The organism is Rhizobium sp. 10PS4, assembly GCF_032464805.1.
In the GTDB taxonomy this organism is placed as follows: Bacteria; Pseudomonadota; Alphaproteobacteria; order Rhizobiales; family Rhizobiaceae; genus Rhizobium; species Rhizobium laguerreae.
The window spans coordinates 94,305-119,054 of sequence record NZ_JAWDIW010000014.1; the positions used below are offsets into that span (position 1 = coordinate 94,305).

At 61.1% G+C, this 24,750-nt stretch carries 23 protein-coding genes; 14 read left to right on the plus strand and 9 right to left on the minus strand.

What is annotated here, in order from left to right:
• Positions 1-105 precede the first annotated feature (105 nt).
• Positions 106-999 (minus strand): LysR family transcriptional regulator, encoded by an 894-nt coding sequence (locus RWJ89_RS25545; RefSeq protein WP_077979456.1) that lies wholly within the window; start codon positions 997-999, stop codon positions 106-108.
• A 528-nt stretch (positions 1,000-1,527) separates the two neighbouring features.
• Here RWJ89_RS25545 and odc2 point away from each other — a divergent pair.
• The 4 genes from odc2 to RWJ89_RS25565 all read left to right on the plus strand — a co-directional run bounded on the left by odc2 (position 1,528) and on the right by RWJ89_RS25565 (position 5,943).
• Positions 1,528-2,661, plus strand: coding sequence for an ornithine/lysine decarboxylase (gene odc2, locus RWJ89_RS25550; RefSeq protein ID WP_003542992.1), 1,134 nt, complete (start codon positions 1,528-1,530; stop codon positions 2,659-2,661).
• A gap of 94 nt (positions 2,662-2,755) precedes the next feature.
• A complete protein-coding gene (locus RWJ89_RS25555; RefSeq protein ID WP_131664445.1) occupies positions 2,756-3,346 on the plus strand; it encodes a GNAT family N-acetyltransferase in 591 nt (196 codons plus the stop codon).
• 264 nt (positions 3,347-3,610) lie between these two features.
• Positions 3,611-4,639, plus strand: a complete 1,029-nt coding sequence (locus RWJ89_RS25560; RefSeq protein ID WP_168258708.1) for a serine hydrolase domain-containing protein — start codon at positions 3,611-3,613, stop codon at positions 4,637-4,639.
• A 146-nt stretch (positions 4,640-4,785) separates the two neighbouring features.
• Positions 4,786-5,943: a GGDEF domain-containing protein gene (locus tag RWJ89_RS25565; RefSeq protein ID WP_222010914.1), complete on the plus strand. Its 1,158-nt coding sequence runs from the start codon at positions 4,786-4,788 to the stop codon at positions 5,941-5,943.
• 96 nt (positions 5,944-6,039) lie between these two features.
• Here the strand turns inward: RWJ89_RS25565 and cysE are convergent, their stop codons facing one another.
• The 5 genes from cysE to RWJ89_RS25590 all read right to left on the minus strand — a co-directional run bounded on the left by cysE (position 6,040) and on the right by RWJ89_RS25590 (position 10,523).
• Positions 6,040-6,858, minus strand: a complete 819-nt coding sequence (gene cysE, locus RWJ89_RS25570; protein ID WP_222055257.1) for a serine O-acetyltransferase — start codon at positions 6,856-6,858, stop codon at positions 6,040-6,042.
• Positions 6,859-6,979: 121 nt separating this feature from the next.
• Positions 6,980-7,477, minus strand: a complete 498-nt coding sequence (locus tag RWJ89_RS25575) for a GNAT family N-acetyltransferase (protein WP_316031653.1) — start codon at positions 7,475-7,477, stop codon at positions 6,980-6,982.
• Between the two features lie 15 nt (positions 7,478-7,492).
• Positions 7,493-8,482: a WD40 repeat domain-containing protein gene (locus tag RWJ89_RS25580; RefSeq protein WP_316031654.1), complete on the minus strand. Its 990-nt coding sequence runs from the start codon at positions 8,480-8,482 to the stop codon at positions 7,493-7,495.
• Positions 8,482-9,588 (minus strand): CobW family GTP-binding protein, encoded by a 1,107-nt coding sequence (locus RWJ89_RS25585; protein WP_316031655.1) that lies wholly within the window; start codon positions 9,586-9,588, stop codon positions 8,482-8,484. The genes RWJ89_RS25580 and RWJ89_RS25585 overlap by 1 nt, the downstream gene beginning before the upstream one ends.
• A 146-nt stretch (positions 9,589-9,734) precedes the next feature.
• Positions 9,735-10,523, minus strand: a complete 789-nt coding sequence (locus tag RWJ89_RS25590) for a creatininase family protein (protein ID WP_168283083.1) — start codon at positions 10,521-10,523, stop codon at positions 9,735-9,737.
• A gap of 85 nt (positions 10,524-10,608) precedes the next feature.
• Here RWJ89_RS25590 and RWJ89_RS25595 point away from each other — a divergent pair, with 85 nt between their 5' ends.
• From RWJ89_RS25595 to RWJ89_RS25605, 3 genes are all read left to right on the plus strand, one after another.
• Positions 10,609-11,118 carry a MarR family winged helix-turn-helix transcriptional regulator gene (locus RWJ89_RS25595; RefSeq protein WP_168256436.1) on the plus strand — a complete coding sequence of 170 codons (510 nt, stop codon included), beginning with the start codon at positions 10,609-10,611 and terminating at the stop codon, positions 11,116-11,118.
• A gap of 119 nt (positions 11,119-11,237) precedes the next feature.
• Complete coding sequence (locus RWJ89_RS25600; protein ID WP_003542973.1) at positions 11,238-12,260, plus strand: LacI family DNA-binding transcriptional regulator; 1,023 nt, start codon at positions 11,238-11,240, stop codon at positions 12,258-12,260.
• A gap of 29 nt (positions 12,261-12,289) precedes the next feature.
• On the plus strand, positions 12,290-13,246 hold the full coding sequence (locus tag RWJ89_RS25605) for a 2-hydroxyacid dehydrogenase (RefSeq protein ID WP_131664436.1): 957 nt from the start codon (positions 12,290-12,292) through the stop codon (positions 13,244-13,246).
• A gap of 42 nt (positions 13,247-13,288) precedes the next feature.
• Here RWJ89_RS25605 and RWJ89_RS25610 read toward each other — a convergent pair whose 3' ends face one another.
• Entirely contained in the window at positions 13,289-14,068 is a 780-nt protein-coding gene (locus RWJ89_RS25610) for a gamma-glutamyl-gamma-aminobutyrate hydrolase family protein (protein WP_131664435.1), read from the minus strand.
• Positions 14,069-14,360: 292 nt separating this feature from the next.
• Between RWJ89_RS25610 and RWJ89_RS25615 the strand changes: the two genes are divergently transcribed.
• Positions 14,361-15,467, plus strand: a complete 1,107-nt coding sequence (locus RWJ89_RS25615; RefSeq protein WP_003552852.1) for a TRAP transporter substrate-binding protein — start codon at positions 14,361-14,363, stop codon at positions 15,465-15,467.
• Positions 15,468-15,545: 78 nt separating this feature from the next.
• Here the strand turns inward: RWJ89_RS25615 and RWJ89_RS25620 are convergent, their stop codons facing one another.
• Together RWJ89_RS25620 and RWJ89_RS25625 are read right to left on the minus strand one after the other, a co-directional pair.
• Entirely contained in the window at positions 15,546-17,042 is a 1,497-nt protein-coding gene (locus tag RWJ89_RS25620) for a TRAP transporter large permease (RefSeq protein ID WP_131641702.1), read from the minus strand.
• A gap of 21 nt (positions 17,043-17,063) precedes the next feature.
• Positions 17,064-17,603: a TRAP transporter small permease subunit gene (locus RWJ89_RS25625; RefSeq protein WP_026265450.1), complete on the minus strand. Its 540-nt coding sequence runs from the start codon at positions 17,601-17,603 to the stop codon at positions 17,064-17,066.
• A gap of 329 nt (positions 17,604-17,932) precedes the next feature.
• Between RWJ89_RS25625 and RWJ89_RS25630 the strand changes: the two genes are divergently transcribed.
• The 6 genes from RWJ89_RS25630 (at position 17,933) to RWJ89_RS25655 (ending at position 24,731) form a co-directional block, all read left to right on the plus strand.
• Positions 17,933-20,236 (plus strand): putative bifunctional diguanylate cyclase/phosphodiesterase, encoded by a 2,304-nt coding sequence (locus RWJ89_RS25630; RefSeq protein ID WP_072640546.1) that lies wholly within the window; start codon positions 17,933-17,935, stop codon positions 20,234-20,236.
• A 147-nt stretch (positions 20,237-20,383) separates the two neighbouring features.
• Positions 20,384-21,136 (plus strand): N-acyl amino acid synthase FeeM domain-containing protein, encoded by a 753-nt coding sequence (locus tag RWJ89_RS25635; protein WP_017962130.1) that lies wholly within the window; start codon positions 20,384-20,386, stop codon positions 21,134-21,136.
• A gap of 266 nt (positions 21,137-21,402) precedes the next feature.
• Positions 21,403-21,627: an aa3-type cytochrome c oxidase subunit IV gene (locus RWJ89_RS25640; protein ID WP_017962129.1), complete on the plus strand. Its 225-nt coding sequence runs from the start codon at positions 21,403-21,405 to the stop codon at positions 21,625-21,627.
• Positions 21,628-21,782: 155 nt separating this feature from the next.
• Positions 21,783-22,931, plus strand: a complete 1,149-nt coding sequence (locus RWJ89_RS25645) for a Re/Si-specific NAD(P)(+) transhydrogenase subunit alpha (protein WP_131641701.1) — start codon at positions 21,783-21,785, stop codon at positions 22,929-22,931.
• Entirely contained in the window at positions 22,931-23,329 is a 399-nt protein-coding gene (locus RWJ89_RS25650; RefSeq protein ID WP_003542949.1) for a proton-translocating transhydrogenase family protein, read from the plus strand. The genes RWJ89_RS25645 and RWJ89_RS25650 overlap by 1 nt, the downstream gene beginning before the upstream one ends.
• 7 nt (positions 23,330-23,336) lie before the next feature.
• Complete coding sequence (locus tag RWJ89_RS25655; protein WP_017962127.1) at positions 23,337-24,731, plus strand: NAD(P)(+) transhydrogenase (Re/Si-specific) subunit beta; 1,395 nt, start codon at positions 23,337-23,339, stop codon at positions 24,729-24,731.
• The last annotated feature ends 19 nt before the right edge of the window (positions 24,732-24,750 follow it).

Below are 24,750 nucleotides of genomic sequence, written 5' to 3' on the forward strand. Positions count from 1 at the left end.
TGCCAGAAATTGGGACGGAATTGGGACAGGCTTCACTGGCGGTTCCCCGATCGTCGCCGTCCGATCGTCTCAGCCATGTGGATCAACATGGAACCTGTTGTCGCATCATGGGTGCTTCTTGAACCAGTTGTGCAGGTAATCGACGAAAATCCTCACCTTGGCCGGCAGGTAGCGCCGGTGTGGGTAAACGGCATAGATGCCGCGGTCGGTGGGGATGTAATCGTTGAACAGGGTCACCAGTTCGCCGCTCTCGATTGGCTTGCGGGCGATGAAATCCGGGATGAAGGCTACGCCGATGCCGGCCAGTGCTGCGCGTAATGTCGCATGCGGGCTGTTCACCTCTATCGGTCCGGAAACGGCAACTGCGAACGAGGTGTTGTCGGGATTGTGGAAGCGGATGCTCGCCTGGGTGCGCGCATTGGTATCGACGATGAAGGGGACGCTGGAAAGGGCCGCCGGGTGATCGAGATCGGGATAGCGCTCGAGAAATTCAGGGGTAGCGCAGATATGGATGCGGAAATCCGAGATCTTGCGGGCGATCATGCCGGAATCTTCGAGCTTGGTGATGCGGATCGCCACGTCGAAACCTTCCTCGATCAGATCGACGAACCGGTCGTCGGCGGCGATCTCCAGCGAAAGGTCCGGGTTCTCCTTGGCGAAGTCGATCAGCGACTGGCCGACATCGGCATCGACAAAGGTGCGCGGCACCGAGATGCGCAGCCGTCCCTTGAGTTGCGCATTGTTTTCACGCACGAGATCGGCGAGGTTGTCGATCTCCTTCAGGATATCGGAGGCGGTGCGGTAATAGGTATGGCCGGCCTCGGTCATCGAGAACTGACGGGTGGTGCGGTTGAGCAGCAGCGCACCGAGCTCGTCCTCCAACTCGCGCACATATTTGGAGAGCAGCGCCTTCGAGCGGCCGGTGCGCCGTGCCGCAGCGGAGAAGCCTTCGGCCTCGACGACATCGATGAAGGCGCGTATGCGGGTCAAGGTATCCATGGCACCCCTCAGGCTGTTTCGGAATGTTGAACAAATTGGCTCGTCTTGTTCAATAATTTTTTTAGCCCCAAGATCAAAAAATCGCTTGATTATGAAGGCGAATATTCTTATTTCCCACTCAGCCCAAAGTCGCACGTGCCCATGGGTGTCCGCCGAACCCTCGAATTGGTGAGGAAATCGGTAAGGTACCTGGAATTAACCCCTCCAGTCGCTATTCCGGCCAACCGGAAAATGCGAGGACGCCTGAAGCAACGACGGTGCGGGCCTTTTTGTTCTCTCCCTGCTTTCCATCAGCGGGGGTTACTGAAGAGGCACACCATCATTGCCGGAAGTGCGGTTGGGATTCTCCCTCCAATCCATGGCAGACAAAGCCGAACTTACACCGCATCGCGGCGTTGGTTCACTATCTGCGCATCGAGCGCTTGCTATGGTTCCGGGGTCTCCACCGGCTGGTTCCAATGCGAGCTATCGTATGCCCTTTGTCCTCCGGTTCATGCCGGAGCTCTGGAATTGGAAGAGGGAATCGATATGACCACTCAGCGCATCCGCGACTTTCTCGCAACCCGACGTCCCGATGGTCCCTGCCTCGTGGTTGACCTCGACGTCGTTCGCGACAATTTCCACGCCTTCCGTCACGCCATGCCGGACAGCGCCATCTATTACGCCGTCAAGGCCAACCCGGCTCCCGAAGTGCTGAAGCTTCTTGCAGGCCTCGGCTCCAATTTCGATTGTGCATCCGTTGCCGAAATCGAAATGGCGCTCGAAGCCGGTGCGACCGCCGCCCGCATCTCCTATGGCAACACGATCAAGAAGGAACGTGACGTTGCCCGCGCGCATGCGCTCGGCGTCAGCCTCTTTGCCGTCGACAGCCACGAGGAAGTCGAGAAGATTTCGCGCGCCGCTCCCGGCGCCCGTGTCTTCTGCCGCGTGCTCACCGATGGCGAAGGCGCCGAATGGCCGCTGTCGCGCAAGTTCGGCTGCGTTCCGCAGATGGCTGTCGACGTTCTCGTCTACGCCCATCAGCTTGGCCTTCAGTCCTATGGCGTCTCGTTCCATGTCGGTTCGCAGATGACCAAGGTCGATGCCTGGGATTCGGCGCTTGCCGATGCCAAGCGCGTCTTCGTATCGCTTGCCAAGCAGGGAATCCACTTGCAGATGGTCAACATGGGCGGCGGCTTCCCGACCAAGTACCTGCGTGACGTTCCGTCCGCAGAAGCTTACGGCAAGTCGATCTACCAGGCGCTGCGCACGCATTTCGGCAATCAGATCCCGCAGACGATCATCGAGCCGGGCCGCGGCATGGTCGGCAATGCCGGTGTCATCAAGGCGGAAGTCGTTCTGATTTCGAAGAAGTCGGACAATGACGATGCCCGCTGGGTCTTCCTCGACATCGGCAAGTTCGGCGGTCTCGCCGAGACGATGGATGAAGCCATCCGCTATCCGATCCGTACGGAACACGACGGCGACGAGATGGAGCCCTGCGTCATTGCCGGTCCGACCTGCGATTCGGCCGACGTGCTCTACGAGAAGAACCTCTATCCGCTGCCGATCTCCCTTTCGATCGGCGACGAGGTCCTGATCGAAGGCACCGGCGCCTATACGACGACTTATTCGGCGGTCGCTTTCAACGGTTTCGACCCGTTGAAGGCCTACGTCATCTAAGGTCGTTTCCGCCGGCCCCGTAACCAGCCGGGGCGGCAATTTCACAATTTTCCTTCATCGCCGCTGATAACGGTATTGGGTACGGGAGGCCAAGATGGCCGCTGTTCTTGATTCTGTCCGCGCATTCTTTGCGCCTACCACTTTCGCCATCGACGCCGAAAATCCCTCGGATGTCGTTGCGCGTGAAAATCTGCTCGACCGCGTCATGGGCCCGGGTCGCCGCAAGAAGTCGTCGGAGAAGATCCGCCGCAACCGCGTCCCGGCCGAGGGCCTTGCGCTCGTCGCGCGCGATCGCGACGGCCATGTCATCGGCTCGGTGCGGCTCTGGAACATCGAGGCCGGCGTCAATGACGAAGGCACACCGATCAATGCGCTGCTGCTTGGACCGCTCGCCGTTGCGCCGCATCAGGGCGGCAAGGGCATCGGCTCGGCGCTGATGCGCGCGGCGATTCTCGAAGCGAAGAAGCGCGGGCACGGCGCCGTCTTGCTCGTCGGCGATGCTGCCTATTACGAACGTTTCGGCTTCTTTGCCGAAAAGGCTCGCCATCTCGTCATGCCAGGTCCGTTCGAACGCTCGCGCTTTCTGGCGCTCGAGCTCACGGAAGGTTGGCTTGACGGCGCGGCCGGCATGATCGTGCCCTCGGGACGCATGCTGGCCAGCGCGCCGGTTCGCCGCGCAGCCTAGAACGGGATTGGGCCGGGTGGGCCTGAAACGACGCGCAGAGCCGTAAGGCTGCGCCGACCGGCCGGCCAGGTTGGGAATTTTTCCCCCGGCTGGTAAGATCCGCGCCGTTTGACCACGCAGGCAGGCGGGCCTGGTGTGGTTGCGGCGCGGATTGTCTTTCTGGCATCAAGTTTCGAAAAGGCGCCGGCAGCACGCGGAACACAATCGCGTGAAAAAGGGCGCCGGCAGGCGAACATATCGCGGCGATATCCTATCTTGCGTCGCATGATCCGCCTTCTTTCCCTTTTGCTTTTCTTCTGCCTGCCGCTTGCCGCAACGGGGCCGGCGACTGCTCAGAGCACGGTTTCCGGCGTCGGCGGGCTTGGCCCGCGTCTCGATCGCGCGGCGAGCGACCCCGCGATGAGGCCTCTCAGGACGGTGATTGTCGCTCGCGACGGACGCGTGCTCAGCGAACGTGGGTTCCACGGTCATTCGCCCTCGGAATCGACCAATATCAAATCCGCTTCGAAGTCGATCATTTCGGCGCTGGTCGGTATCGCCATCGACAAAGGCCTGCTGACGGGGCCGGACCAGAAGATCGCGCCGATCCTGAAGGCCGATCTTCCGGCAGCACCAGACCCGCGCATCAACGACATCACCATCGGCAATCTTCTCTCCATGCAGGCGGGGCTCGAACGCATGTCGGGGGCGAACTACGGCCGCTGGGTCTCCTCGCGCAACTGGGTGCGCTTTGCGCTGTCGCAGCCTTTCGTCGATCAGCCAGGTGGCGAGATGCTCTATTCCACCGCATCCACGCATCTGCTTTCGGCCATTCTCACCAAGGTCGGCCGGCGGCCGACGCTGGTGTTGGCGCGCGAATGGCTGGGTCCCGTCGAAGGTTTCCGCATTGGCGCATGGGAGCGCGATCCGCAGGGCATCTATCTGGGCGGCAATCAGATGGCGATGAGCGCCCGGTCCCTGCTTGCCTTCGGTGAACTCTACCGCAACGGCGGCAAGACCGCCAACGGCCGCCAGATCGTCCCTGCCGACTGGATTGCCCAGTCGTGGCAGCAGCGCACCAACTCGCGCTTCTCGGGCGACGAATATGGCTATGGCTGGTTCACGCGGCAGATCGGCGGCGAGCAGGTGCATTTCGCCTGGGGATATGGCGGGCAGATGCTCTACATCGTGCCGTCGCTCGATCTCACCGTCGTCATGACCTCGGAAGAGAGCGGTCCGTCTGCCCGAAGCGGCTACAGGGACTTGCTGCACGGTCTGTTGGCGGACATCATCGGCTCGGTGCGTGCCGCCTGACGACAGGGCCGCGCGTCTTTCAGACGCGCTGTAGGACTTTGAATTATGCAGCGGCGAAAAACCCCGATCGTTAAATTTTTAGCGAAGGCTCCAATCAAACCGCAAAACGCTTCCTGTAAGTTCCGCGAGAATTTCGGGAAAGCGCCATGCTGCTGGATCTCAGGACAATCTATTTCATTGTTGCCGTGAGCTGTTTCGTGCTGGGCGTTCTCCAGCTTGCAGCCTATGCGACGGGTCGCTTCGAGAGGTGGCCGCTCTGGTGGGGCTTGAGCAACCTTCTTGTCGGTGTCGGCTCGTTTCTCGTCGCGCTGCGCAATCTCGTTCCCACCTCCGTCTCGATCGACGGCGGCAATATCGTCACCATCGCCGGCTATATGCTGATGTTCTTTGCCGTGCGCGTCTTTTCGGGACGAGCGCTCGAGCAGCGCACTTTTTGGCTTGCGATCATGCTCGTCAGCGTTCCTGTCGTCCTCATCGTCAGCGATCCATCGGCAGTCTCGGCGAGGCTCCTCTACGTCTCCGTCATCTGCTGCCTCTGCGATCTTGCCGTTGCAAGGGAGGCGATCGGCATTGTCCGGCGCGAGAGGCTTTATTCGGCAGCCTTGCTTGTCGGCCTCTACACCTGCACTGCCGCGATCTTTGCGGTTCGCAGCATTCTCGCGGCGACCGGTGAGATCGGCGGGCCGGATCCCTTCGGCGGCAGTGCAATTCACAGCTGGATGGCGGTATCGGCGGTCGCCTTCATCATGCTGCGCAGCATGGCCATGGTGCTGATGGCCGCCGAGCGCAGCCGAAATCAGCTGACCGTACTCGCTCACCACGATCCGCTGACCGGCGCGCTCAATCGCGGCGGCCTTGCCCAGCATCTGCCGGCTCTCGGTTCCCAGCCGGTATCGCTGCTGATCATCGATATCGATCATTTCAAGCAACTGAACGACAGGCATGGCCATGCCGCCGGTGACGACGTCCTGCGGCTTTTCGCCCGTGTTTCGAGGGGCATCATGCGCTCGGACGATCTGCTTGCCCGTCAAGGTGGAGATGAGTTCCTGGCGGTGCTGAAAAATGTTTCCCGGGAAGATGCGGTGGCGATTGCCGAGCGTATCCGTCTCGCTTTCACCGCTGCCGTCATGCAGCGGCCGGATCTGGCCGTCTTTCCGACGCTGAGCATCGGCGTTGCCGCGCGTGCGGAAAGCGACGGAGATTTTGAGCGGCTGATGCAGAAGGCGGACGAGGCGCTCTACCGTTCGAAGCGCGAAGGCCGCAACCGGGTTGAAGCCTTCGGGGAGAATCAGCAGGCCGCGTAGGAACGGGGCGAATGTTCCTATGTCGAAGCGGCTCTATCTTTTTGCCTTTGCGCAATTCCGGACGCAAAACCGCTACGCACTTTTGCTGGAATTGCTCTAGATATTCTGGTCCATCGTCTCGGCCGGGATTTCGTCGGCGCGGTGGATGCGCACGACCGTTGCCGGCACGCCCGCAACCGTGCAATGCGTGGGAACCGATTTGAGCACGACGCTGCCGGCGGCGACTTTGCTGAAGGCGCCGATTTCGATATTGCCGAGGATTTTGGCGCCTGCGCCGATCATCACACCGTGGCGGATTTTCGGGTGGCGGTCGCCGGTCTCCTTGCCGGTGCCGCCGAGCGTGACGTTCTGCAGGATAGACACTTCATCCTCGATGACAGCCGTTTCGCCGATGACGATGCCCGAACCGTGGTCAAGCATGATGGATGCGCCGATCTGTGCCGCCGGATGGATATCCGGGCCGAAGACCAGCGAAACGAGATTGGCGAGCCAACTGGCGATCTCCGGACGGCCGGCGATCCAGAGCGCATGGGCGATGCGATGCGTCTCAAGCGCATGGAAGCCCTTCAGATTGAGAAGTGCGTGCAGAAATGTCGTGCAGGCCGGATCGCGCTCGCGCACGGCGATGAGATCGGCCTCGACCTTTCGCATGATATCGTCATCAAGTGTGGACAGAATGAGATCGAACAGATCACCCGTTTCCACCTGCGCTACGGAGAGCCGCGCGGCCAGCACGCGGGCGATGATCTCATTATTGTTGGCAGTGTCCGTTATTTGAGCGGCAAGCAGCTGCCTCAATATCGGCTCGCGCGCGGCGAACTCGGCCGCCTCGGCGCGGATCACGGTCCAGACGGATGCGTCGGCCAAAGCCTGCGGCTGTTGCCCGGCTAAACCGAGGCGGGTCGATTTCGACATTTCCGTTTCCTCTGTCAGCCACTGCAGCGCAAAGCGCTTCCTGCTCGTGGTTCATGTTTCGCCCGGGCACGGCGTTTGGCAAGCCCCCGATATCCTACGGCCTTGAGTCCGATAGCATATTCTAACCACCGGATGGCTGGAGGCGAGGATTCAGCTCCGGAAGCCGGCGCCAATGATAGAGCACATCAGGCTCCCGTTCTTCGTTGTCGGCGCCATCGGTCTCCTTTTCAGCGGTAAAACCGTGCCGTTCGTAGAAAGCACGAGCGCCTGCATTACGCTTAAACGTCCAGAGCCTGATCTCGTTCATCTCCTCCTTGGCGCGGCCGAGGAGTGAAGAGCCGATGCCCATGCCCTGGAAACCGGGGAGAACGTAAAGCTGCTCTATCCAGCTGTCGCCATAGGCGATGACACCGACGAGCCGGTTGCCCATGGCAGCGCCGAGGATGGAGCAATTCGGCAGCAGATGCATGCGCCAGTACTGCTCCTCTTCCTCAGGCGTATGTACATCCGGCAGCCAGGGCAGCCGTTGCCACAGGGCGACACGTCTGATTCCGGCCGCGGCTTGCATGTGATCGGCGGTGAGCGCCATGATTTCGGGTTCCGTCAGGGCGTCGTCCATTACCGGCAACGGGCCTCAAGCCGAAATATCGATGACGCCACAATCGCCGGCTTCCGAGCCGAAGGCGAGCAGCTTGCCGTTTTTGCTCCAGCTCATCGCTGTGATCGCACCCTTGCCGGGCCGGCGCAGCAGCGCTTCCTTGCTGTCGGCGATGCGCACGGCGAGGATCATGCCGTCGATGAAGCCGATGGCGAGGATGTCCTCGAGCGGATGGAATTTCACCGCGGTTGCCATGATATTTGCGCGGGTGCCGAGCTCCAGCGGCGCCTTGCCCATCGGCCCGTCCTTGCCCTGGAAGGGCCAGACGATTGCCGCAGGCGCGCCTGAAGACGCGAGCCACTTGCCCTTGACCGACCAGGAGAGCGATTTCACCTTGGAAGGGTAGCCGGTCATGCGCATGTGGCGGGCTTCGGTGCCGGGCTTGATGTCGAGCTTCCAGCCGTGCAATGCGTTTTCCTGCATCGAGGTGACGAGGAAATTACCATCAGGCGAGAAGGTGACGCCGGTATGCGCACCCTTCCATTCCAGATCGATCGGCTTGGCATTCATGCCGATCCAGTGCAACGACACACCGTTGTAGCGCGCGGCCGCGATGCGCAGGCCCTTCGGCGCAAAGGCAAGACCTTCGACGGTGCGCTCTTCGGGGAATTCCTTGGTCGTGCCATCGGCAAGGCGCACGAGCGAACTCTTGCCGTAGGAATAGGCAACGGCGCCCTGCGGGCCGGCTGCCACCTGCGAAATCCACTTGCGCGGCGCGGTCGCGATCTCGCTGACGCTGCCGTCGGCGGCAATGCGCAGCACCTTGCCGTCCTCGCCGCCCGAAATCAGGCTCTCGCTGTAGGGGTCGCGGATCGCGGTTAGCATGCCCTGGTGGGCTTCAGAAACCCTGTCGCCGCCGTTCAGCCGGTGGAATGTACCGTTTGCGCTTGCGAAGAAGGGAACATCACCTAAAAACTCGACGGCCAGAACGTGGCCGTCGAGATCAAGCGGTGCAACTGTCGGCATCAGGCGGCTGCCTCGCATGCCTTGAAGGAGGTTTCGAGCTTCTCGCGGTCGAGTTCGCGGCCGATGAAGACGAGACGGCTCTCGTGCTTTTCGCCTTCCTTCCACGGCCGCTGATGATCACCCTCGATGATCATATGCACGCCCTGAACGACGTAACGCTCGGGATCTTCCTTGAAGGCGATAATGCCCTTGAGACGCAGAATATTCGGCCCCTGCGTCTGGGTGATCTTCTGGATCCAGGGGAAGAAACGCTCCGGATTCATCTCGCCGCCGCGCAGCGAGACCGACTGCACTGTCACATCATGGATCGCCGACATTGCGCCATGTTGATGGGCGCCATGTTGATGATGGTCGTGACCATCATGCTGGTGGCCGTGGTGATCATGGTCATGATGGTGGTGGTCGTGATCGCAATCGGGGCCGCAGACGTGGTCGTCATGGCCGTGCTCCAGGAAATGCGGATCGTTTTCGAGCGCGCGCTCCAGGTTGAAGGCGCCCTGATCGAGCACGCGGGCGAGGTCGACGCCGGAGCGGCTGGTCTTGTAGACGCGGGCGGCCGGGTTGATGGCGCGGACGATATCCTCGATCACATCAAGTTCTTCCGGGGTCACCAGGTCGCTCTTGTTGATGATGACGACGTCGGCGAAGGCGATCTGGTCTTCGGCCTCGCGGCTGTCCTTCAGGCGCAGCGGCAGGTGCTTGGCATCGACGAGGGCGACGACGGCGTCGAGCTCGGTCTTGGCGCGCACATCGTCATCCATAAAAAAGGTCTGGGCGACCGGTACTGGGTCGGCAAGGCCGGTCGTTTCGACGATGATGCCGTCAAAGCGGCCGGGGCGGCGCATCAGGCCTTCGACGACGCGGATCAGGTCGCCGCGCACCGTGCAGCAGACGCAGCCGTTGTTCATTTCGTAGATTTCCTCGTCCGACTCGACGATCAGGTCATTGTCGATGCCGATTTCGCCGAACTCGTTGACGATGACCGCATATTTCTTGCCGTGATTTTCGGAGAGAATGCGGTTGAGCAGCGTCGTCTTGCCGGCGCCGAGATAACCGGTGAGCACGGTAACGGGAATGGGCTTCTGGGTGGAGATCGCGTCGGTCATGAGAACCTCTAGGATTAGGCGTGCGGCCGAGCGGCTGGGATCGGCTGCTTGAACGGTTGGTCTCATATAATGGCTTGAGCGTGGCAGTTCAAAGGGTTTTATAATGTTATAAGATCACATCGTTGCGCGGTGCAGATGCCCCTTATTCATCGCAGTTGCACGACATCGAACGCATCGACATCGCTCAGCAATTCCACCAGTCCTTTTACCGCATGGGCAATCAGCGCCTCGCCTTTCTCTGCCGTCGCAGCCGCGGCGTTGCCTGCCGCGCCTTCCGTGTTGAGATCCGACATCTTCCAGCCGAAGGCGTGCGGCCCGTAGGCGCGCAGATGTTTGAAACGCTCGGCGAATTCCGTCTGTCGCGAGGAAAAGTCCGCCGCCTTCGCCATATCCACCTTATCGGGATGAAGCGCCAGCATCACCGAGGTCTCGATATCGCCGCCATGGATGCCGATCGCCTTTTCCTCCGGCGTGATCACGCCATCCGGCACGCCGAAACGGGTCCAGCTCGTTGCCACCGCCAGCATGGCAAAGCGGACCCGCGCCTCGGTGGCGACGACTGATATGACGGGCGAATTGCCGCCATGGGCGTTCAGCATCACGAATTTGCGGATACCCTGCTTTGCAAGCCGCTCGGCAATGCCGAGCCAGCGGTATACCGCTTCGTCGAAGGCAAGCGTCTTCGTTCCTTCAACATCCATATGCTCTATGGAATAACCGACAGATTCGGCGGGCAGGAAGGTGACCGGCAGGCCGGTGGGCAAGGCTATCTTCAATCGCCCGGCGATGCCTTCGGCAATCAGGGCGTCGGTTTCGAATGGCAGGTGAGGGCCGTGCTGTTCATGGGCGCCAAGCGGCAACACGGCGATCAGATGGCGCCCCTCAGGCGCAAAGACCGGGTTGCCGTCCTCGAAGCGCGGCGAAGGTGTCATCATCCGGTCGTTGCCTCTTGTTTATGACGAGATCCTGAGCAATGTCATATCGCAGCGGCGTCGGGGCTTAAAGATCAAAGGGATGGCTATGGGAAAGAAGCACAAGGACGGCAAAAAGAACAAGAAGAAGAAGGACCAGACCGAGTATACGCTCGTCGATCTCTCCCCGGCCCTGACCCAGGCAGCGCGTTCCATGCGGACGGTGCTTTCGCGCAACCTGCTTGAAAGCGGCCTCTATGCCGGCCAGGACGGCGTCATTCTCTCGCTTGCCGAGAGCGACGGCATGACGGCAGGCGGTCTTGCTCAGAAGCTCGGGGTCAAGGCGCCGACGATGACGCGCACGATCGGCCGCATGGAGGCGCAGGGATTTCTCGAGCGCAAGCCCGATGCGGAAGATGCGCGCCTCACCAAGGTCTATCTCACCGAACTCGGCCGCGGCAGCGTTCAGGGGATCGAGATGGCGGCCTCGGCCTGCGACAGGCTGGCGACGCAGGAGTTCTCCGAAAAGGAAATTCGCAATCTCGTCCGCTTGCTGAAGGCGATCGATGCCAATCTGCAGGCCGAAGCCATTCATATCGAAGAACCGGACGAAGACTGAAATTTCCCTGAAAGACGAATTGCTTCCAACGATTAAATCTTTTAATTAAACATTTTAAGGGCCGCGCCGGTTTGACGGCGGGGTCTTGGCTGTCTTGCGTGCTGCCTGGAGGAGGACACGTGGTCCAGAAGATCAAGCTTTCGACAATCGCCGAAACGCTCGGCATTTCAACGGCGACTGTATCGCTTGCCTTACGCGACAGTCCGCTCGTCGCCGGCAATACCCGGGAGAAGATCAAGGAACAGGCGCGTGCGCTCGGCTATATCTACAATCGCCGTGCCGCCAGCCTTCGGACCTCACGCTCCGGCATCATCGGGGTCGTCGTGCACGACATCATGAACCCGTTCTACGGGGAGATCCTGAAGGCGATCGAAAGCGAGCTCGACCGCAGCCGGCACACCTTCATCCTTTCCAACCATTACGACAATGTCGAAAAGCAGCGCACCTTTATCGAGACGCTGCTGCAGCTCGGCGGCGACGGCGTCATCATGTCGCCGGCGATCGGTACGCCGCCGGAGGACGTGCAACTGGCGGAAGACAACGGCATGCCGGCGATCCTGGTCGCCCGCTCGATGGAAGGGCAGGACCTGCCGACCTATCGCGGCGACGACAGCTACGGTATCTCGCTTGCCACCAACCACCTGATCGGCCTCGGTCATCGCTCGATCGCCATGATCGGCGGCACGGACCAGACATCCACGGGTCGCGATCGCTACCAGGGCTATGTCAATTCGCTACGCAAGGCCGGCATCGAGGTCGATCCGAACCTGCGCATTCCCGGTCCGCGCTCGAAACAGGGCGGTTTCGAGGCTGCAGTGCATTTCCTTTCGCTGCCGCAGAAGCCGACCGCAGCCGTCTGCTGGAACGATCTCGTGGCGATCGGCTTGATGAACGGCATTGCGCGCGCCGGCCTGGTGCCGGGACGCGATATTTCCGTCACCGGCTACGACGATCTCGAGGAGGCCTCGATCGCTACGCCCGCGCTAACGACCGTCTGGAACGGTCAGGCCGAGGTCGGGCGCCTAGCCGCCCGGGCGCTGCTCGATCGCCTTGCCGGCAGCCATGAGCCTGACGGTATGCATCTGATCAAGCCGGAAATGCGCATTCGCCAGTCCACCAGTCCCCATCGGCCGCGCGCCTGAACCAAGACCGCCATCCAAGAGGAAAAGCCATGTCCCGCATCGCCATTCTCGTTCCTGGGAAGATACACGAGCGTGTTCTCGACAGGTTGAAGGATCGTTTTGAGATTGTCGCCGTCCCGCGCGAGGAGACGCTTGCGCTTGACGGCGAGATTGCCGGCCGCATCCGCGCTGTCGCCGTGTCCGGCTCCTTCCCGGGCGCCTGGATGGACCAACTGCCGCGTGTCGAGGTGATCGCCAATTTCGGTGTCGGTTATGACGGCGTCGATGTAAAACATGCCGCCGAAAAAGGCATTGTCGTCACCAATACGCCCGATGTGCTGAACGACGAGGTCGCCGATACGGCGATCGGCCTACTGCTGAACACAGTCCGCGAGTTGCCGCGGGCCGAAGCCTGGCTGCGTGCCGGTAACTGGAAGCCGGGCACGGCCTATCCGCTGTCGCGTTTCTCGCTGAAGGGCCGGCATGTCGGGCTTTACGGCCTTGGCCGCATCGGGCTCGAAATTGCCAAGCGGCTGGAGCCGTTCAAGGTGAAGATCAGTTATCACACACGTTCGCGCCATGCCGGTGTGTCCTACGATTATTACCCGACGCTGAAGGGGCTGGCGAATGCTGTGGATACGCTGATCGCCATCGTTCCGAAGACGCCGCAGACGCACAAGACGATCGATGCTGATATTCTGGCAGCCCTCGGCCCTGACGGCATTCTCGTCAATGTCGGCCGCGGCTGGACGGTGGACGAGAAGGCGCTGAGTGCGGCGCTTGCTTCCGGGGCGCTCGGTGCTGCCGGTCTCGACGTCTTCTATGAAGAGCCGACCGTGCCGGCCGACCTGCTGGAACCGACCAATGCCGTGCTGCTGCCGCATGTCGCCTCCGCGTCGGTGCCGACACGCAATGCGATGGCCGATCTCGTCGCCGACAATCTCATTGCCTGGTTCGAGAAAGGTGCGGCGCTGACGCCGGTGCCGGAGACGCCGCAGAAGGCTTAGCATAGCTGGCTCCGCGGACGATCCTTGGCCGGCGCCGCGCCGTCAGGCGATCGCCTGCGCGGGGATCATCGGCAGCTTCGCGGCGGCATAGCTGCGGACGGCGTCGCCGAAAGCGGCGAACAGCTGGTTCGAAGACTTGTCGGTTTCAGCCCAATATTCCGGATGCCATTGCACGCCGACGGCAAAGGCCTTGGCGTCGATGACGGAAACGGCCTCCACCGTGCCGTCTTCGGCGATCGCTTCCACCTGCAGGCGTGGGGCGGTTCTGGCGATTGCCTGGCGATGCAGGGAATTCACGCGGATCTCGCCCGGACCAAGGATGCCTGCGATGCAGGAGCCTTCCTTGACGTGGACGGTCTGGCGAATGGCGTACATGCCGTCCCGGTCGACGCCTTCCGGCCGGCGGTGGTCCGAGATGCCGGGTTGTTCCTGGATCTCGCTTGCCAGCGAGCCGCCAAGGGCGACGTTTAGTTCCTGGATGCCGCGGCAGATGGCAAGCAGCGGGACGGCGCGGTCGATGGCGCGGCGGATGAGCGGCAGGCTGGTGGCGTCGCGGGCGGGGTCGAACGGGCCGTGCTTGTCATTCACCTCGGCACCGTAGAGCGAGGGATGAACATTGCTGGCCGAGCCGGACACCAGCAGACCGTCGACGCGGTCGAGGATCGCATCGGTATCGTAGCCTTCCTCGAAGGCCGGGATCATGAAGGCCATGACGCCGGCGGCATTCAACGCGGCACGCAGATATTGATGCTGTACGGCATGCCAGGTAGCGCCGTCGAAGCTGCGGATATCGGCAGGAATGGCAACGATCGGTTTCGTCATATCAGCCCCGGTGAAATCTTTGTGCTTGCCGTTTCTGCCGCCAGAACGACCATCAAGTCAACGCTTGGCTGCGTGAGGTGGCCAAATTGCGGCGGAAGCGGTACGGAGGCTCTCCGGTTTGCGGCTAAGCCGCTGATTTTGATGGGCGCCTGGGGGCCGCCTTATTGCCGTCTTGATGCCAAAGGCTAATAGACTAAAGCTTGAATCGCGGCCCCCGCCATGCTTAGGTTTGCCCTTACTGCAGGTAGGGTGAAGATCGCCCGCGCAGTACCATCTATACGGGAGGTTTTTGATGGATCGTCGTTCGTTTTTCAAGAAGGCGGGAACCGCCGGCGCCGGTGCGGTTGCCGCAACGGCATTGGCAGCGCCTGCGATCGCGCAGGAGAATCCGAAGATCGCGTGGCGCATGACGTCGTCGTTTCCGAAGAGCTTGGATACGATCTATGGTGGAGCCGAGGATATCGCCAAGCATGTTGCCGCCGCGACGGATGGCAATTTCACGATCCAGCCTTTTGCGGCCGGTGAAATCGTGCCGGGCCTGCAGGCCGTCGATGCCGTTGCCGCCGGCACGGTCGAGGCTGCCCATACCACCTCCTATTATTTCGTCGGCAAGGACCCGACCTATGCCATTGGAACGGCCATTCCATTCGGGCTGAACAGCCGTCTGACCAATGCCTGGTACTATGAAGGCAACGGCAACAAGCTGATGAACGAGTTTTATGCCACGCAGGGCATGTATGCCCTGCCGGCCGGCAATACCGGTGCGCAGATGGGCGGCTGGTTCCGCAAGGAAATCAACACGCTCGATGACCTCAAGGGCGTCAAGATGCGCATTGCCGGCCTTGCCGGCCGCGTCATGGAGAAGGTCGGCGTCATCCCGCAGCAGATCGCCGGCGGCGACATCTATCCGGCGTTGGAAAAAGGCACGATCGATGCGGCGGAATTCGTCGGCCCCTATGACGACCTGAAACTCGGCTTCCACAAGGTGGCGAAGTACTACTATTATCCGGGCTGGTGGGAAGGTGGCCCGACGGTGCATGGATTCTTCAATCTCGAAAAGTGGAGCAGCCTGCCCAAGCATTATCAGGCAGCGCTGACCGACGCCTGCGCCTTTGCCAACACCAACATGCTGGCGAAGTACGACACGAAGAACCCAACCGCGCTGAAGCAGCTCGTCGCGGAGGGCGCGACGTTGCGCCCGTTCAGCCAGGAGATCATGGAAGCCTGCTTCCAGGCAGCCACGGGCATCTACAGCGAAATCTCGGGCACGAACCAGTATTTCAAGAAGATTTACGACGACCAGACCGCCTTCAAGCGGGACGCCTATCTCTGGATGCAGCTCTCGGAATACACCTTCGATACGTTCATGATGATCCAGCAGCGGGCCGGAAAGCTTTAAGCTCTCCGCCGTCGACGCTTCAGACGAGCGCAATAACAAAACCCCGGATATCCATCCGGGGTTTTGCTTTTTGCTGGACTATTTGGCCGGTGGCGGCGGTGCTCCCGGCAGGCCGTTCAGCGGCGGCAGGGTCAGGCCTGGGATCTGCGGCGAGCCATTGCCGCCGCCGCCGCCCATCGGCGGCAGGCCGAGCTGGCCGCCGAAGCCCGGGACTTCGATCTTGATCGAGTTCGGGTCGACCTTCGGGCCGTGATCCAGCCAATAGGTGACCGATTGCGGCCAGAAAATCACGATCGCCACCAGGATCAGCTGCATACCCACCCAGGGTAGAGCCCCCATGTAAATATCCGAGGTCTTGACATCCTTGCCGGCAATCGAGCGCAGGTAGAAAAGCGCGAAGCCGAAGGGCGGATGCATGAAGCTCGTCTGCATGTTGACGCAGATCAGGACGCCGAACCAGATCAGGTCGATGCCGAGACTGGAGGCGACGGGTGCGAGCATCGGGATGACGATGAAGGCGATCTCGAAGAAATCGAGGAAGAAGGCGAGCACGAAGATGAAGATGTTGACGAAGATCAGGAAGCCGACCGGCCCGCCGGGAATGCCCGACAGCATGTGCTCGATCCAGCGCGAGCCGTCCATGCCCTGGAAGACCAGGCTGAAACAGGTGGAGCCGATCAGGATCATCACCACCATGGATGTGATGTGCGTGGTCGATGACATGGCTTCGCGGATCAGCGGCCAGGTGAGGCGGCGATTCATGGCGGCAAGCACAATGGCGCCGACGACGCCGAGCGCGCCTGCTTCCGTCGGCGTTGCAAGGCCCATGAAGATCGTGCCGAGCACCAGGAAGATCAGCACGATCGAGGGGACCATGCCCATCAGCACCCTCACGAGCAGCGCCCAGTTGAAATCGCCGCGTACCTCTTTCGGCAGTGGCGGCATCGATTTCGGCCGGATAATCGACATCACCAGGATGAAGAGCACGAAGATCGTCACCTGCAGGATTGAGGGGCCGATCGCGCCGAGATACATGTCGCCGACCGACCTGCCGAGCTGATCGGCGAGAACGACGAGCACGAGCGAAGGCGGGATCACCTGTGTGATCGTGCCCGAGGCGGCGATGACGCCGGTGGCAAGGCGCGGGTTGTAGCCGTAGCGCAACATGATCGGCAGCGAGATCATCCCCATGGTGATGACCGAGGCAGCCACCGTGCCGGTGATCGCGCCGAGAACGGCGCCGACGAGGATGACGGCATAGGCGAGGCCCCCGGGTATGCCGCCAAAGAGCTTGCCGGTGCCCTCGAGCAGGTCCTCGGCTAATCCGCAGCGCTCCAGCACCGCGCCCATGAAGGTGAAGAAGGGAATGGCGAGCAAGAGATCGTTGGAAAGGATGCCGAAGAAGCGTAGCGGCAGAGCCTGCAGGAAGACCTCGCCGAAATGGCCGGTGAAGATGCCGATGATGGCGAAAAACAAGCCGACGGCGGCGAGCGAGAAGGCGACCGGAAAGCCGTAGAGCATGAAAATGATCATGCCCAGGAACATGGCCGGCGGGATGATGCCGAAATCAAACAAATCCGTGTCTCCCAGCCCGCGTTACTGCAGCGGCTTTTCGTATTTCGTATCGATGCTGAGATAGCCGGTGAGCGCTGCGATCCGCTTGACCAGTTCCGAGAGTCCCTGAAGGGACAGCAACGCGAAGCCGGCGACGAGGATCAGCTTGACGGGCCAGCGGATCAGCCCGCCGGCATTGCCCGATATTTCCCCCTGGTGGTAGGAGAGCGCGAAGAAGGGCCAGCACAGCCAGGTGAGATAGACGCATGCGGGAAGGAGGAAGACGATGAGGCCGACGATGTCGATCCAGATCTTCGCCTTGTCGGAAACCGAACCATAGATCAGATCGACGCGGACATGCTCATTGTTGCGCAACGCATGCGAGGCGCCGAGCATGACGACGAAGGCGAAGAGATACCATTGGATCTCCAGCCAGCCGTTCGAACTGTAGTTGAAGGCATAACGGACGATGGCGTTACCGGCGCTGATCAGACAGCAGAACAGCACCATATATTCGGAAAGTTTGCCCATGAACTGACTGATCGAATCGATCAGCCGGCTTGCGGCCAGAAGTACCGACATTCGCCTCCCCTTATTCTTGTCCCGCCGGTTTTCCGGCAGCTTTTCTCTCTTGCAATCGATGTAGACCACGGCCTTTGAAATTGGAAGGATAAATGCCTCGCGTTTGAGTATAGTCTTAAGTGCGCAGGTAGGATCATATGGCCGTCGAATATTTCAACAACCCAGGCGTGGATAAATTATTTCAGTAATCTCGCCGGTAGGCTGCATTAACTCGCGTAGGCTGTGCGGTTCATCCTGTGGTTTTAGAAAATTTGACCAAATGTTTGATTCCATTGAAATCAATTTTTAAAGGGTTGGGCTTAGAATTCCCGCGCACAGGGAAAGTGTGGATGAAGCCAGATAACCCGAACAGGGTCCCAATAGATGTGTATCTGTCGTTTGTGAGTTCCCTCTCCGGGAATCGCATGACGCTTCTTGTTGGCGTGATTGTACATGTTGCGACGTGCCTTGCCGTGGCTGCCAAGACACAATACTCCATCTACATCCTGCTGTCGGTCGCCTTCCTTCTGGTCTTCGGCGCTCGCATGGCCATCTTCCGGCAGTTCGATCGTGTCGACAAGCAGAGCCTGTCGCACGCCGGAATCGAACGGTGGGAGCGGATTCTCGTTGCCAGTGGAGCCTGCACCACGGCGCTCCTCGGCATCGCCAGCGGCTACGCCATCTTCGTCGTGCGCGATTCCTTTGCGGAGCTTGCCTGCATTTCCGTCACCATGGCAACCATGGTTTCCGTCGTCGGCCGCAACTACGGCTCGCGCTTCGCAGTCGACCTCCAGACGTTCTTCTGCTGCCTGCCGATGATCGTCTGCAGCCTGCTGGTGCTAGATTTCTATCGCGGCGTTCTGTCGATCTTCCTCATTCCTTTCTGGCTGACGACGCGGGCCATGGCGAACGGCGTGCGCGAGTTTCTCTATGAGAACGTCATTGCGCGCCGGGAAATCACCATCATTGCCGACCGTTTCGATACGGCTCTCAACAACATGCCGCACGGCCTCGTCATGGTCGATGCCGAAAACCGCATCCAGGTGGTCAATCGCAAGGCCTGCGAGCTTCTGAAGATCGGTGCGCCGGAGCGGCTGAAGGACCGCGACCTCGGCGCCGTGCTGCGCTACGGCGCGCGCTACAGCTTCATGGATGCCTCGCAACCGGAGCTCATCCTGCGCCAGCTCACCCAGGTCGCCGAGGGCAGCCTGTCGCGCACGCTCATTCATTTTCCCGAGAGCCTGTCGCTCGAATTCTCCGCCAGCCGCAGGGCCGACGGTGGCGCCGTGCTGATCTTCGAGGACGTGTCAAGCCGGGTGAAGGCGGAGCAGAAGATCCTGCACATGGTGCGCTTCGACGCGCTCACCGGCCTGCCCAACCGGCAATATTTCGGCCAGTTGGTGCAGGAGTATTTTGCCAAGTATCCGAAAAAGAACGGGCCGCTCGGCTTCATGGTGCTCGATATCGACGAGTTCAAACATGTCAACGACATGCGCGGCCATGTGACCGGCGACCATCTGCTCTGCGCTATCGCCGCCCGCATCAAACAGGCTTCCGGTAATGCCATCCTCGGCCGGCTGATGGGCGATCAGTTCATTCTGTTCTTCCCGCGTGCGAAGGAGCAGGTCTCGCTCGACCGCGAAATCCGCCGCGTTCATGCCGCGATCCAGGGTAACTACGAGGTCGACGAAGTGACTTTTCTCGTTTCGCTCAGCGCCGGCTACGCGATTCTCGAAAGCGACGCGTTCGCGATGGACGAATGGAGCGTCAAGGCGGATCTTGCCCTGTTCGAAAGCAAGTCGCGCTTCAAGGGCGGCATCTCAGGATTCGAGCGGGAGATGGACGGCCGCTATATCGAGCAACAGAAGCTGAAGGCGGATCTGCGCGATGCGGTCTCGGCGCAGGCGCTGCATCTCGTCTTCCAGCCGATGTTCCGGGCCGACGGCTCGCGGATCGAATGTGCCGAGGCCTTGGCCCGCTGGGTGCATCCGGAGAGGGGCTCGATCCCCCCCGATGTCTTCATCCGGCTCGCCGAAGATATGGGCATCATCTCCGACATCACCCGCTTCGTGCTGTTCAAGGCGTGCAGCGAATGCATGAACTGGCCGGAACACATCGCCGTTTCGGTCAACCTTTCGGCGCGGGATCTGCGCGATGCCGACATCCTTTCAGTGGTTGCCGAGGCGCTTGCCCATTCCGGCCTCGCCGCGGCACGACTGCATCTCGAAGTCACCGAGAGCTGCCTGATCGACGAGCCGGCGGCGGTGCGCGCCATCCTGGCGGAGCTCAGGTCCCGCGGCATCACCATTGCCATCGACGATTTCGGCACCGGTTTCTCCAGCCTCAGCTATCTCGACACGCTGCCGCTTGATATCGTCAAGATCGACCGGTCCTTCGTGCGCAACATCGTCGAGGATGCGCGCCGCCTCAAGCTCTTGCGCGGCACAGTCAATCTCGCCCGCGAATTGGGCCTGAAGATTGTCATCGAGGGCGTCGAGACCGAGGAGCAGCTGGCGCTGCTCAACAAGCACCGCAGCGCCGATCTCGTGCAGGGTTACGTCTTCTCGCGGCCGGTGCCTTCCCAGAACATCACGCTGCTACAAGAGGGCATCGGCCGCCGCACCGTCCAGCGCCGTCGCAACAAGGTCGCCTGAGCCGCCTGCAAGTGACTGGTTATCCCCAGCCGAAAATCTTGCGCGCCGTTAACCTTAATAGTTTAAATTCAACCCAAATTTTCAGATTTTCTTGCCTATATATCGGCGGCGTATGATTAATGATCCGTTAACGAGCGGATCGAGAGAATGTCAGACACACTTTTTACGCGTAGCGATTTTAGCAGGAAAATCCTAGAAATTCTAGATCACGTCGAATATCGCCGGGTCGAAAGCAGTGAAGACATGGAGGACGTGGAGCGGCTGCGCTACAAGGCCTACAAAGCCCACGACGCGCTGTCGCTTGCCCCGGAAGGTTTATTGGACGATGTCGATTTCGACAGCCATGCCTATATCTTCGGTCTCTATTATTATGGTGAACTGGTCAGTACGATCCGAATTCACTATGTGACGCCGGAGCATCGTATCAGCCGGTCCGGAGAGGCCTTTCCCGAGGCGATGGATGAGCTTTTGGACGCCGGGCTGACCTTGATCGATCCGGCGCGTTTCGCGGCCGATCCGGAGCTCACCGCCGATCTGCCGTGGGTTCCCTATCTGACGCTGAGACCCGCCATCGTTGCGGCAGCGTATTTCCGAGCTGACCGCGTTATTCAATCCGTCCGGCCCCCGCATGCCGCCTTCTACAAACGGGTCTTCTATGCCGATACCATCGTGCCCGGCCGACTGGCGGAGAGTTACGGGGTTGACGTGACGCTGATGGCGACGAATGTGATCGAGGTCGGACGCAAGCTGCTGACGCGCTATCCCTTCTTCATCTCCAGCGCCAGCGAGCAGCGTATGATGTTTTCGCGCACTCCGAACGACACGCTACCGCCGCTCACCATCATTCCGACGGCGCGTTTCGTGCCGCCAGGCGAACTTGGCACCGATCTGCCGCTGTGATTTCCCTTTCTCCGCGATAGAGAGGCGATGCCGTCAGGGCAGATGAGGCGTGGACGACAGGCGAAAACCGCATCTGTCGCCGAACCTCCTTTCATCCGATCGTTGAGGTCGTCTTCTCGTCCGGATGAGGTCGCTGCGAGGCGCGCTCGCGGCATTCTCATGCATTGCGCTTTTGCCTGTCATTGTGTAATTCCTGCAGGAAGGGATTTCCCTCGCTCGGGCTAGGGAATCAAGCAGCGCAGAGGCATTTCAGGGAGACGATATTTATGGCCGAACATCATACCGGACCGGTCGAGACCGGCGCGCCGATGGACTACAAGGAACATGAAAAGACCTACGACATGTTCGTCGCCAGCGCGAAATACGGCTCGATGCTTCTCATCGTCCTCCTGCTTGCGATGACCGCCGGTTTCTTCGGCGGCGCCGGCCTTCTCGGCGGTCTCTTCGTCTTCATCATTCTACTCGCTGCCGGCATCTTCCTGCTCCGCTGATCGCGTAGATTCAGAGGGTCAGAGCGCCCCTTTGCGCGTCCGAAAGGCCGCACGGCGCTCTGAGGGGAGGAGAGCTTCTCCGAAGCTTTTGAATGAGGTGCTTGGCCCGCGCAGGGAAGCCTGCGGCGGTCTGGCTGACCCGGAGGAGGGGGCAGTTGGGCAATATCGTTTTCGTTGCAAGGGAAAACACGGGGGAGGAGACGCGTGTCGCCGCCTCCACCGAGACCGTGAAGAAGATGAAGAGTTTCGGCTTCGACGTCGTCGTCGAAGCCGGCGCCGGTGCCGCTTCGCGTATTCCGGACGGGGAGTTCGAGGCAGCCGGCGCCAGGATCGGCAGTTTTGCAGATGCAGCCTTGGCCGACGTGGTGCTGAAGGTGCGCCGTCCCAGCGGGTCGGAAATCTCCGGCTATAAAAGCGGCGCCGTGATCGTCGCCATCATGGATCCCTACGGCAATGACGAAGCGATCGCGGCACTGGCAAGCGCCGGACTTTCGGCTTTCGCGATGGAACTGATGCCGCGCATTACCCGCGCCCAGTCCATGGACGTGCTGTCGTCCCAGGCCAATCTCGCCGGTTACCAGGCCGTCATCGAGGCGGCGGCGGTTTATGACCGCGCCATGCCGATGATGATGACGGCAGCCGGCACTGTGCCGGCTGCCAAGGTCTTCGTCATGGGCGCCGGCGTCGCCGGTCTTCAGGCGATTGCGACCGCGCGCCGCCTGGGTGCTGCGGTCTCGGCCACCGACGTTCGCCCCGCCGCCAAGGAGCAGGTCGCCTCGCTCGGCGCCAAGTTCATCGCCGTCGAGGACGAGGAGTTCAAGGCGGCGGAAACGACCGGCGGCTATGCCAAGGAAATGTCCGCCGACTATCAGAGGAAACAGGCGGCTCTGGTTGCCGAACACATCGCCAAGCAGGATATCGTCATCACCACCGCGCTGATCCCCGGTCGTGCGGCGCCGCGCCTCGTTTCGCGCGCCATGCTCGCTTCGATGAAATCAGGTGCGGTTGCCGTCGACCTCGCGGTCGAGCGCGGCGGCAATATCGAGGGCGTCGTCCCCGGCGAGATCGCCGATGTCGAAGGCGTCAGGGTGATCGGTTTCGCCAACATGCCGGGCCGGGTTGCGGCCAGCGCTTCGGCACTCTATGCCAAGAACCTCGTCACCTTCCTCGAGACCATGGTCAACAAGGAAACCCGGAGCGTTGTCGTCAACCTCGACGACGAACTCGTCAAGGCGACGATGCTGACTTATGCCGGCGACGTCGTTCATCCCGCCTTCGGCGGCGCGAAGAAGGGAGACATCTGATGGCCAGTGAAGCAATGGACAGAGCGCTGGAGCAGCTCGACCAGGCGGTGACCGCCGTGATCACGGCGGCGGCCCAGGCACCGGAAGCGGCAAGTGCTGCGACCGGCGGGGCGATCGATCCCTTCGTCTTCCAGCTCGCGATTTTCGTATTGTCGATCTTCGTCGGCTATTACGTCGTGTGGTCGGTGACGCCGGCGCTGCATACGCCGCTGATGGCCGTCACCAATGCGATCTCCTCCGTCATCGTCGTCGGCGCGCTTCTGGCGGTCGGCATCTCGACCAGCGGGCTTGCGACCGGCTTCGGCTTCGTCGCCCTCGTGCTCGTCTCGGTCAACATCTTCGGCGGTTTCCTCGTCACGCAGCGGATGCTTTCGATGTACCGCAAGAAGGACCGGTGAGGGACTGATGACCAATATCGCAGCTTTCCTCTACCTCGTCTCCGGCGTGCTCTTCATCCTGGCGCTACGCGGCCTGTCGCATCCGGCCACCAGCCGCAAGGGCAATCTCTACGGCATGATCGGCATGGGGATCGCGATCCTGACGACGCTGGTGCTGGCGACGCCTGACTTCGGCGGCTTCGTGCTGATCGTTCTTGGCCTTGCCATCGGCGGCAGCGTCGGCGCCTATGTCGCCCGCACCATCCCCATGACCTCGATGCCGCAGCTCGTCGCCGGTTTCCATTCGCTGGTCGGCCTTGCCGCCGTGCTGGTCGCGGCCTCGGCGCTTTACACGCCTGCTTCCTTCGGCATCGGCGAGATCGGTCACATCCACACCGAGGCACGCGTCGAGATGGCGCTCGGCGTGGCGATCGGGGCGTTGACCTTCACCGGCTCGATCATCGCGTTCCTGAAGCTCGACGGACGCATGTCCGGCAAGCCGATCCTGCTGCCTTACCGGCATGTGATCAATGCGAGCCTGCTGGTGCTGATCGTGCTCTTCATCATCGGGCTTGCCGCCACCGAAAGCCATTTCGACTTCTGGGCGGTCGTCGCGCTGTCGCTGGCGCTCGGCGTTCTGCTGATCGTGCCGATCGGCGGGGCGGATATGCCGGTGGTCGTGTCGATGCTGAACTCCTATTCGGGCTGGGCAGCGGCCGGCATCGGCTTCACGCTCGGCAATCTGGCGCTGATCATCACGGGTGCGCTCGTCGGTTCCTCCGGCGCGATCCTCTCCTACATCATGTGCAAGGGCATGAACCGCTCCTTCGTTTCCGTCATCCTCGGCGGTTTCGGCGGTGAGACGGCGTCCGGCGGACCCGACACATCAGACAGGACGGTCAAGCTCGGCTCGGCTGAGGATGCGGCTTATCTGATGGCCAACGCATCGAAGGTCATTATCGTGCCGGGATACGGTATGGCGGTCGCCCAGGCCCAGCATGCGCTGCGCGAACTCGCCGATAATCTCAAGAAGAACGGCGTCGAGGTGAAATATGCGATCCATCCGGTCGCAGGCCGTATGCCCGGCCACATGAACGTGTTGCTCGCCGAAGCGAATGTTTCCTATGATGAGGTTTTCGAGCTTGAGGACATCAACTCGGAATTCGCCCAGGCCGACGTCGCCTATGTCATCGGCGCCAATGACGTCACCAATCCGGCGGCGCGCGACGACAAGACCTCGCCGATCTACGGCATGCCGATCCTCGACGTCGACCGGGCAAAGACCTGCCTCTTCGTCAAGCGCTCGCTCGGCTCGGGTTATGCCGGCATCGACAATACGCTGTTTTACAAGGACGGCACGATGATGCTGCTCGGTGACGCGAAGAAAATGACCGAGGATATCAACAAGGCGCTCGCGCATTGATCGCTGCAGCCGCCCTTCG